Genomic DNA, 9,501 nt, shown 5'->3' with positions numbered 1-9,501 from the left:
CAAAACGAACCAACCAAAATCGTGACAACGCTAAACTCTATGGAGGAACGACAGTGGGCACTCACAATTCACCTGTTTTAAAATCTATCATCACTACCGAACGAAAACCTGAAGGACAACTAAGCTACTCGTCAGGTAACCGGGGCACATGCACATTGCAAATCAGTGTCTATGTGTTCGATGTCAACACGGGCGACATGGCTAGCCCTCACCTCCAAAACCCTGACGTAGCTTCATACTACTGCGACCTCTTCAGACAAGTACTGAAAACCTCCTATGCACGCACGGTAAAGAACTATATGGCGTTCCGGAGTGCTTACGACGACTATCAGTGCGTGTACTTGGCTATTACTACCCGTTTCGACGGCCAACCGTTGATCTCCGAACGAGTCCTTCAGAGCCTGCAATGGGACAATAAGAGTGAGAAGTTAATCCACTCGCTAGAAAAAGTACAGGGCCGACTCGTGAAAGACAAGCCCCGACTCAAAACTGTTCCCATCGAAGACGTTAAGGCCTACGTCTCGCGACTTGAAGAAACTCGCAGTAAAAGATCAGTCGCGCGCGACAGGTATACGCCAAGCCAATCGCGACCGAACTACCGAGTCTCTTCGGTCGAAAGACGCGACCAGCGCGGTAGCTTGACACCGGGTTATGCTCAACGAACACCGATTGTACAGGAATCATTGTATCGAGCATACGCTACTGCTCGCTCGAAAATACGTCATAGCCGCAACGACTACCATGATCCGCGCGGCATATCGGAAAAAGCGATCAACCTGAAAACAGTAATCGACAACTTGAGCCGCCTGGCCCTCGAGCTGACCGCTCTGCGTACGCGTATACTACAAGCTACGTCGTGCTCGCAACAAGGCAGGGACATACTCGACGAACCGATGCGTCGACTGCTAGAAGATGGAGTACAACTGGAACGTACGATATTGGCTTTCGAACCCGCACTCGATAAGCTGCGAAAGACCGACGAAGTTGAAGATTCGCAAACCGAACTACTCAGCAGTTTAAGGGGCTACCCGTTCGTCAAGTACGGCCGCATTGAAAAGGACGAGCACTTTAAGCCCTCTTTCCCTGACCCAAGTTTTCCGACCCACAGCGTGGAATCGCGGAGCCGTGACAAAGGGGTACAATACCTCGACCATCAAAAGGGTGAAGGTTCGAGGAACAAAAACTCTAACACTCGCGGTCGGACATATGAGCCGCGGTCACTCCTCGAGGAAATCCAACACGAAGAGTTGACAAACGACGCTAAACGCAAAGAACTTTCACGATCCCAACTCTTTAATGATGCAACCGACCCATCCGGTAAAATAGAGGGCTCCCTGTTCGACCGTTCAGGCGACGAGGAGGAAAAAGTTATGGACATCGACCATGAGTTATTTAAACCATTATTTATCACGAACAACCGCCTGGAATCGCAGAACCATGACAAAGGGTTATCATCCACCTACCGTGATGAGGGTGAAGGAACGGGGAACAACCAGTCAACCGTTTCGCGTCGGAATCTCTCAACTAGGCGTCGTAACGAGGCTAGTCAACACTCAAATCGCTATTTGGAACAGCGAGGTAACTATGTATACGGCGAAAGTACGGCCAAACTGCGTAATCCTGGGCGTCGAAATGAAAACAGCTGTCAAAAGGACTACCACTCAAGTCGACCACGACGCTTGACCTTAACCGAGCCTGTACGTTCACGACCAACACCAAGATGAAAAGACGCCAAAACCATCAAACCTCAAACCTCACACCATCTCAGTTCACGTTTGGTGACTGAATGCTAACTTAACCGTAGCTAACATGCGCGTTACGTCAGTATCCCGTTTCCGTTAGTGTGTCCTATGCCTGATTTCAATTTCCCGACGGATCAGGCATAGTTTACTTCTTTGAACCCCTACCGCCTCGTCCGTGTTGAACCCATTACGAGTGCATTCAGGACAACCCGACCTATGGCGCAACGCTTGCTTTAAGAAGCGGTCGGTAACAACTGGGGCAATAGCATCCATACAACCCGTGACTACAGACTCAGCCTGCGTTGAGGTACAACCACAAGCCGGTAAACCACTGCGCCGTCTCACAGCTCATACAGCCACAACGGGTAACACCGCGAGATTTCGTACCCCGAACGCGTACCGTCAACCTATCGAACGATTAGTGTGCGGACCTGAAACTCGGTCTAAGGTGCAACCGAACAAAAAACGATAATGGAAATTGTCGCCGCACCTACCTTCGCTCTCAAAATGGGGTTTATTGTCCAAATGGCTTACTTAAGTAGCCAAAATCAACCTGGCCAACGTACATCCCTATCTTCACTTTTCGCCACCTTTATACGCGATGCCAAAAAATCTATGACTTACTTGACTACCCATCCATGAAAATCGCAAGGCTGAATATACGTGTCAGTTCTTCTCAGCAAGATCTTGAGCGACAAAATCAAATTTATACTGATGCTATTATGTGGCTGGTGTTTTATGAAGAAAAATTCAGGACCACGAGCTGAGCGACCTGAACTACTGCGTCTTATTGGTGACCTTAAACCAGGTAAAACGATTGTCGCAGGAAAGATAGATAGGATTAGCCGCCTTCCGCTTCCTGAGGCCGAAAAACTCGTTGAATCTATTCGAGAAAAAGGTGCCCAGAAAATTGTGCCAGGTCGAAACAACCTGACGGAGTTGATACCTGATTCGAACGGCGTGACCGATATCGTGACCAATCAGTTCAAGGGCTTTTGCCTAAGTTCGCATTACGAAGGACGTGGGATGATTTCGAGACAAGGAAAGAAAGGCGGCGGCTAGGTATGAATGGGCTCAAGAACGCGGTAAGTGCTAAGGGTCCTCAACCGAGTACCGACATTCACAAACAAATCATGACGCTTAGAAAATCAGGTATGACTATCTGTGACAACAGCGTCAGTCGGGTGAAGCGGATGTAGGCTTTGAACCATCAAGGGAAGGGATGCACTATGCCGGTAGACTTTTTTGGAGCATCAACGCGATAGTTATAGAAGCGATTGTCAGCCACCAACGCCCCGAGATCTATCACGGTGTTTCCATCTTGATGATTTGGACTTAGAGCTCATTTCTGAAAAAAACGTGGGGCTCACGATCGTTTGGGCTTTGCCTTACGACTATCAACATTGCGTTATTAAGGGTTGTTTAACAAACGGCCATTTGACATGCGAGACGGGGTGCTTGGGGCATTGGCGCGGCAATTGAATCTCAATGACAAAGTGGACAATCATCGCTATTTAAATGGTAGTCAACGATGGCACCAAGTTCAGCAAACACGAGGATATTACTGATGCACTAACCTATCAGAAGTTAAATTGTGTTCTATTTTGCCGTTGGTTATATGCCTCATGCTGGAGTGGCATTGAACATCCTAAAGTTTTGTTTGAAAAAGCACAATATTGGCTCATCGCGCATAAAGTGATACATCCTGGACGTATCACCTTAGAGCGATTCATCTCCAAACTTAGAGCAAGAGTGGATAAGCGCATATGACGGATCCTTGTTTCTGAACTTACCCTTGAGCAACAAGAGTAACTGTTAGAATAATTGCTCCCCCGTCCAAACCAAAATATTGAGCAACTAAAAAGCTGAGAACGTCGCCTGTGAATGCCAACGGTAAAACGATAAACGAGGATATACAAAGTCTTATTGAAGTCAGAAAATATCATTTTCCTTGGCAATTCAAGAAAAACATTCCTATCGTTCGAATTAAATTGCTATCACACTACGTCTCTACAGCCAAAGTGGCAGCACTGGGACGTATGAGTCACGTGAAGAAACATGCCATTGTATGAGCTCAGATGGCCAGCATAGACACGGCTTTGTTGCGGTAATTGACTGAACTAAATCGAAATCTTACGATCAGATCAGGGACATTCATTTGCCGACTTTGAATTCAATCCAAGCCTCGCTATTAAACCACCAACTGGCGCAAGTACAACCGCTCTCGAGTCAATCGAGGTTCACTCACGTTTGGATTGACGAAGAAGCAAAAACGGACGGGAAACCACTTAAACAGCGTGGACGTGGTGGTCCCTGAACGTTTAACGACTTAGGTATCACGACCGCTCTCATGGTGACGCGCATCTTTCCCTGCCCTTAAGGGCGCTACAAGGCTTTATAGATTCAGTATTTAAATTGGCGAATGTTCCATTGGTTTGTCCTCACTATACCTGTATAAGCCGACGAAACAAGGATGTAGTCGTTAATTTCAAAGCCTCAACACGAGGCGCTATCCAACGCCTAGCTGTATTGGACCGCAACCATAATCCCGCGGACCCGATTACATCGACCAGTTTTGGACCACATTCAGTGAGAATAAGTGAAAGGTCTGCCCACAATCCGTGAGAACGGACCCACTTTAGTTAGGAATGAGACCGCAAACATAATTACTCGGCCCCCTTTAATTGAGAATTAAATTGGCAACCCTGCTTCACGCATCTCCGCGGTCATTTCCTTAGCGCGAGCTGCATCCAGTTCGCCTTTAAACAAACGCCTGATATCCGCGGGGCGATAGCGAAACTGCTCCGCAATCACACGCTCATTATAACCATGCCTAATGAGCCGCGGTTCAATGTCATCAATACGTTTGGACATGGTTTCTGTTAGCAACTCAACGTTGATGGGTTTAATACCAGCAATAAACGCTTCTTCCATTGCCGCGGTAAGATGTTGTTCGACTTGCAAGGGAGTGGTTAAGTGTTCTGCTAAGTAATCCAAAGCTTGCTCATCAATGATTTCCGAGACTTTGACTATATCGATAGTACAGTCATTGAGCAGTCATTTTGCGTAGTCTCTGAGAATACCTTGCGAAGCTTCCAGTGACATAGTGATGGTTCTGAAGCCAATCTCTTCCATGGTTGGAGACTTTAAATCATTTCTGAGCTTCGGATGACCCGCAAGTACTATCGACAGACGGCCACCGCTGTCCCGAATCACCTCCATTAGCCGTTTCAACCCCGTCAGGGTTTTGTGGTGAAGGTCATGAGCTTCGTCCACGAAGAGGGCTACTGGCATTTCATGATCTCTAATCAAATCTCGTAAGTCACGCTCCCGCTTTCACCAAGTTTGGGGACTTCGTAATCCTTATCGCCGGTTACATCATAAAAAATCGCGGTAATGAGCATGGTTAAATTGGTCTTCGATTTTTCGACAGAAAGGGACTTGGCCACAATGACTTTTCTTTCTTCAGACAGTTGTTTCTGAATCCGTTCTAAGTATGTCGTTTTGCCGACACCAACAACCCCCGTCAGAGCGATAAGCTGACCTTTTGGGATGATTTTCTTGAGTTGTCTGAAGAGTTTTTTGACGACCGCGGTTTCAAAGAAATCCGCATCGCGAAACTATTTCTTGATCCCAAAATGTTTCATGACTTCAATGTGCATTTTCACCGCCCCCTAATGACTTATTGAAATAGTTTTTTACTTGTAGCATGACCGACTTCTTGTCCAACGTTTCACTGAGTATGGCTTCAATCATGTCTCTATCGCCTTGTTCTAAAAGAGTAAGAGGTTGACCGAGGTACTTGGAAATCGCCACCTTCGCTTTGACTGTATTCTCATAATGCTGCTCGTTAAATGGGTCAGGATCGTCAAAGGCTCGGGTAGGTACTGGCTCTACGATTTGCTTCATAGCGCTGATCACTTCTTGATTCGTATCGTCGGACTCTGGCAACTTGAGAGATTTCGCCAATGATACAGGATAGCGGTGCTAATGCCTTCTTTTTTTGATAACTGGTTTACTGACATTGAGTATGGAGGCAGTAGCTTCGTCAATAAGGCTGTTTTTCTTTCTGCTGAAATACGAGACAAGGTTTACTCATTACCGCCCTAAACTGGTTAGATTTTAACAGTGACAACTATCCTGCCAGAGGGGGGAACTACGCCATGGTTAAAGCACTCAACCAGCTAACTGGGATAGGTATGCCGAAACCCACCATGTTGTTTAAAAACCGAACTATTTTACTAGGGTCCGCTCTTTCGCTGAATTCGGCAACAAAGCCACGGTGTGGAACAATGACGAGACGGAAAAACTCTACTGACGAGGGAAATATGGCGAATGTCAAAGCTATAAATAAAGTCATAAGACTAGGTATGCCAGTCATAAGCGAACGGCTAGTCGTACATGGCATCGTCGTTATTCAATCTGATTTGATCAACAACGCCCATACCAAGTTGGCTAACAAAGGGTTAAATAAGGCGCCAAAATAGACGCCCATTATTTAAGCTAGATTAGCTTAATACACCTTTTAGTGCACCGCTACCTGCTTTTTTCAGTATGTCAAGTACGCCCCCAAAAAACGCCGGGTTTACTTTTGCATCAACGCAAGATGACTGTACATTTTGAACCATATTTTCACGGTCAACGCCTGGTGATTGATGTGGTAGTTTCATGGTTTTTCTCCTTGTTAATTTAAGTAAATTATATTTTTAGATAGTAATTACTATCCTAAAATATTAGTTGTGTTACAGATTATGTCCATCTGTATACCATTCTCTCATACCGCCGACAAATACAGGTGATATATCGCTTACGTCAACGGTTTGTCTATATGTTTTCCTTGCTTTTCTGTTATCTAGAGGATCAAAACAAACTAGATCTACGTCGTACATCACTATGCCATCTCTTTTTATATCACTTTCCACACAAGAAATTTGAGAAAGTTGAAGTCCTTCACGGATCGCTAAAGAAAAAACTTGTCCCATTTGATGTATGTTAGTAGCAACATAATTTATAGCTCTACTCTCTGAGCTTGTTCCATCATTTTCCATTTCACAGAAAATACGATTCAACAATTTTAAAAAATCACTTTTAATTAAATCAGGGTCTCGATCTTTGATCTCTGATAATAAATTATTTTCGATTGAACCATACAAAGCATCACTATTCCAAAGGGTCATTCCTCGAAGAACGGGCTCTATTACTGGTACTGTTTGACCAGTAAAAAGTTTGGCCATACCAACAATTTTTCCTTGTATGCCAACTTTAATTAATTTGGATGGGTCATGCCGAATATCATTTTTCTGATCATCTTGAGTGTCTTCATTTTGATCATGAAGAAACTCAACCAGTCTATAATATTGTTTTTGTGCAAACGCACCATTAGGGCATATTACGTATATCGGTATTCCATTTTGATTTATAGTCCAGTGTAGATTGTTTGAAGATTCAATGTTGTCGCCGTGCAACAAAAATTTTGATAACTTTTTCGCTTGGAAAACTAGAGATTGATCTAAAGGTGAATTAAAATTGTATAATTTCCCGTTTTTAATTTCGTGATCATTCATAGCCGTAATAAAATAGTCTCTTTTGGCTTCAGTGATGAAGTCATAACCTAAAGTTCCAATCGCAAAGACTAACTGATCATAAGCGTTTACATGAAGATTATTGAAGTATTTTTCTCGCACAGGAAGATCTAAAATATCATTTGTCACTTCATCACTAACTCCAATCGTGCTAGGTGGAAGAGTGTTGACTTCTGAATCTAATTCGTCATCGAAAATTTCATCAATTACATCAATTTCATCAATTTCATCAATACTATTTTTCATTGTTTAACTCCAATATTCATAATTAGTTGGTGTAATATGTTAAAGTTTACTATTTTACACTCTCTTCCTCTATAAATTACACTTTTAGAATTGTTATTTATCATGTCAATTATATCTTTGTGTGTATAAGTAATTCCTTTGGTTCTAAAAATATATATTATTGACCCAATTAAACAGGAAAAAATTGGGGTTGAAAAACTAGTACCAGTGCAAAACCTATAATTATCGTCAACTATGGCAGTTTTTATATTATCACCGGGACAACAATAGGTTAGTTTCCCCCTATTGATCACATTATTGTAAAACGATGGCTTACCCTTTTGGTCACAACTTCCAACCGATAGTATTCCAGGTATTGATGCAGGCATTGGTTGGTTAACTTTCGCTTCATTTCCTACGGAAGATATGATGAATATGTTTTTTTTTATTGCTTTTGTCGCTAGTGATACAATATATTGAATTCCTTTTGTGTTATTTGTTACACTTGCTCCGCTTATATTGATAATGTCGCATTGGTCATTTATTGCTGAGCTAATTGCTCGACCTATGTCCGTTAGATGGCATCCGTTTAGATTACCGCTCGAACCACTTTTGTATACTGGGTAGCTATAAATGGAAGCCCCATTTAGCAACCCAAAATTCTTTGATTTAATTATGCTGCAAACTGCTGTTCCGTGATCACTATAAACACCACAATATTTTTGATAAATATTGGTAAATCCCCTAAATTCTTTATGTTTTACGTCAATAGCTCCATCTATTATTCCTACTTTAACTCCTGAGCCGCCATTGTTTATCATTCCACTTTCTTGAACGTTAAACATACTAACTCACCAATTGTTCGTATTTTTCAGAAATTTTTACGTCGTATTTATTTTTTTCATATGATGGGCCGTTATATATTCGTGCGAACGTCCTCCAATCTTTTTCAATTATTGAATCATGTAATTTTGAGTTGTTCTTTATAAACTTACAAAAAGAATTTAGGTGGTTTTTTTCCGACAAAAACATTGATATAACAAAGCTAGCTACAGATGTGTACCCACTAGATTTATAGTTACTTCCTAATATTTGATATCGTCCCCATGATGCTGATTTTAATGCAGCTTCAGGGCAAAGTGAATATGATTTTATTAGTCTTTCGTACTCTTTTTCACCACGTTTATATAGTTCTCTATTCCATTTTTTTGAAGATATGTCTGGGTGTTCATCATCGTATATACCATCGGTATGTTTTGAAAAGTGATGAGCTTCAAATAGAATCTTAGGCATTCCGTTTTCAAAAAAACCACACCCATTTGACTCTACAAAATCCACCGCCATTATAGACTCAACCTCACATCCTAAGTAAGCGGCTGCTGTTATATAATCTGATCTGGTAATACCTCTGCCGAAATTATTGCATTCTTTTTTATCGTATATGTCTTTTTCTTTATCTGAAGTAAACAATTCAAGCTTATGCATTGTTTTTCCATTTGGTTCAATTAATCCATCTGGATTTCTAAAACCAACCACTTTTTTTTGAAATAACTTTATTGACTCTATTGTAGGAGATTTTACTAGTCTGGTTGTTGTGATTTCCCCATCTTCTACTATTTTCTCAATCGACAGTTTTTCAAAAGCTATGTTTATTTTTTTTTGGATATTGAGAACATCTGCCGGTAGATTAATACCATTATTTCCAACCTTTTCTTTTATTTTATTCATTATTTCCATCCAAATAAGACTTCGATATTTAATAACTATACCATTTGTTTATGTACAATTTTGTTTATATAAACTCAAAAAATGTGCACATTTTACTTTTTAGGGAAGCGTTGTTGATCAAATCAGCTTGAATTCAGTTGGGGCTTTGTATCATTTATAGCAGTCAGTAATTTTTCAGTTTTGATGCACGTAATAGCTGGCGAAATGGCATAACTCAAGATGAG

General features: G+C 42.0%; 12 protein-coding genes and 1 pseudogene. 6 read left to right on the top strand and 7 right to left on the bottom strand.

Translation table 11 applies throughout. The features are described from left to right. The 5 genes and pseudogenes from BLO31_RS01950 to BLO31_RS22935 form a co-directional block, all read left to right on the top strand. A partial coding sequence (locus BLO31_RS01950; protein WP_217495094.1) for a hypothetical protein occupies window positions 1-1,724 on the top strand: 1,724 nt, incomplete at its 5' end. 756 nt (window positions 1,725-2,480) lie between these two features. After that, window positions 2,481-2,804: a recombinase family protein gene (locus BLO31_RS24015; protein WP_217495093.1), complete on the top strand. Its 324-nt coding sequence runs from the start codon at window positions 2,481-2,483 to the stop codon at window positions 2,802-2,804. 2 nt (window positions 2,805-2,806) lie between these two features. Continuing rightward, window positions 2,807-2,941 (top strand): hypothetical protein, encoded by a 135-nt coding sequence (locus BLO31_RS24785; RefSeq protein ID WP_281182200.1) that lies wholly within the window; start codon window positions 2,807-2,809, stop codon window positions 2,939-2,941. A gap of 319 nt (window positions 2,942-3,260) precedes the next feature. Further along, window positions 3,261-3,512, top strand: a complete 252-nt coding sequence (locus BLO31_RS25080) for a DUF4158 domain-containing protein (protein WP_070962642.1) — start codon at window positions 3,261-3,263, stop codon at window positions 3,510-3,512. 401 nt (window positions 3,513-3,913) lie between these two features. Then, window positions 3,914-4,271 (top strand): annotated as a pseudogene (locus BLO31_RS22935) (transposase); the annotation flags it as partial. Between the two features lie 162 nt (window positions 4,272-4,433). Here the strand turns inward: BLO31_RS22935 and BLO31_RS24205 are convergent. The 3 genes from BLO31_RS24205 to BLO31_RS01925 form a co-directional block, all read right to left on the bottom strand. Further along, a complete protein-coding gene (locus BLO31_RS24205) occupies window positions 4,434-4,739 on the bottom strand; it encodes a hypothetical protein (RefSeq protein ID WP_245688353.1) in 306 nt (101 codons plus the stop codon). A 60-nt stretch (window positions 4,740-4,799) separates the two neighbouring features. Next, window positions 4,800-5,054 (bottom strand): AAA family ATPase, encoded by a 255-nt coding sequence (locus tag BLO31_RS24200; protein ID WP_425425256.1) that lies wholly within the window; start codon window positions 5,052-5,054, stop codon window positions 4,800-4,802. Between the two features lie 339 nt (window positions 5,055-5,393). Further along, complete coding sequence (locus BLO31_RS01925) at window positions 5,394-5,711, bottom strand: hypothetical protein (protein ID WP_070962640.1); 318 nt, start codon at window positions 5,709-5,711, stop codon at window positions 5,394-5,396. 323 nt (window positions 5,712-6,034) lie between these two features. Between BLO31_RS01925 and BLO31_RS23380 the strand changes: the two genes are divergently transcribed. Next, on the top strand, window positions 6,035-6,229 hold the full coding sequence (locus tag BLO31_RS23380) for a hypothetical protein (protein ID WP_139158913.1): 195 nt from the start codon (window positions 6,035-6,037) through the stop codon (window positions 6,227-6,229). A gap of 21 nt (window positions 6,230-6,250) precedes the next feature. Here the strand turns inward: BLO31_RS23380 and BLO31_RS23690 are convergent, their stop codons facing one another. The 4 genes from BLO31_RS23690 to BLO31_RS01905 form a co-directional block, all read right to left on the bottom strand. Beyond that, on the bottom strand, window positions 6,251-6,412 hold the full coding sequence (locus BLO31_RS23690; RefSeq protein WP_175443156.1) for a hypothetical protein: 162 nt from the start codon (window positions 6,410-6,412) through the stop codon (window positions 6,251-6,253). 72 nt (window positions 6,413-6,484) lie between these two features. Beyond that, complete coding sequence (locus tag BLO31_RS01915; protein ID WP_070962638.1) at window positions 6,485-7,570, bottom strand: cyanobactin maturation protease PatG family protein; 1,086 nt, start codon at window positions 7,568-7,570, stop codon at window positions 6,485-6,487. Beyond that, window positions 7,567-8,394 (bottom strand): S8 family peptidase, encoded by an 828-nt coding sequence (locus BLO31_RS01910; protein ID WP_070962637.1) that lies wholly within the window; start codon window positions 8,392-8,394, stop codon window positions 7,567-7,569. Before BLO31_RS01910 ends, BLO31_RS01915 begins: the two co-directional genes overlap by 4 nt. Window position 8,395: 1 nt before the next feature. Next, window positions 8,396-9,277, bottom strand: a complete 882-nt coding sequence (locus BLO31_RS01905; protein ID WP_070962636.1) for an N-acetylmuramidase family protein — start codon at window positions 9,275-9,277, stop codon at window positions 8,396-8,398. Between the last annotated feature and the right edge of the window lie 224 nt (window positions 9,278-9,501).

Origin of the sequence: Vibrio sonorensis (genome assembly GCF_001854765.1) — a bacterium.
Lineage (GTDB): Bacteria > Pseudomonadota > Gammaproteobacteria > Enterobacterales > Vibrionaceae > Vibrio > Vibrio sonorensis.
This window is presented reverse-complemented; position numbering and strand designations above follow the sequence as displayed.

Excerpts from the sequence above, each read along its gene's own strand:
- BLO31_RS01915 (WP_070962638.1), bottom strand. The coding sequence starts at position 7,570 with ATGAAAAATAGTATTGATGAAATTGATGAAATTGATGTAATTGATGAA.
- BLO31_RS25080 (WP_070962642.1), top strand. The coding sequence starts at position 3,261 with ATGGTAGTCAACGATGGCACCAAGTTCAGCAAACACGAGGATATTACT.
- BLO31_RS01910 (WP_070962637.1), bottom strand. The coding sequence starts at position 8,394 with ATGTTTAACGTTCAAGAAAGTGGAATGATAAACAATGGCGGCTCAGGA.
- BLO31_RS01905 (WP_070962636.1), bottom strand. The coding sequence starts at position 9,277 with ATGAATAAAATAAAAGAAAAGGTTGGAAATAATGGTATTAATCTACCG.
- BLO31_RS23690 (WP_175443156.1), bottom strand. The coding sequence starts at position 6,412 with ATGAAACTACCACATCAATCACCAGGCGTTGACCGTGAAAATATGGTT.
- BLO31_RS24015 (WP_217495093.1), top strand. The coding sequence starts at position 2,481 with ATGAAGAAAAATTCAGGACCACGAGCTGAGCGACCTGAACTACTGCGT.
- BLO31_RS23380 (WP_139158913.1), top strand. The coding sequence starts at position 6,035 with ATGACGAGACGGAAAAACTCTACTGACGAGGGAAATATGGCGAATGTC.
- BLO31_RS24785 (WP_281182200.1), top strand. The coding sequence starts at position 2,807 with ATGAATGGGCTCAAGAACGCGGTAAGTGCTAAGGGTCCTCAACCGAGT.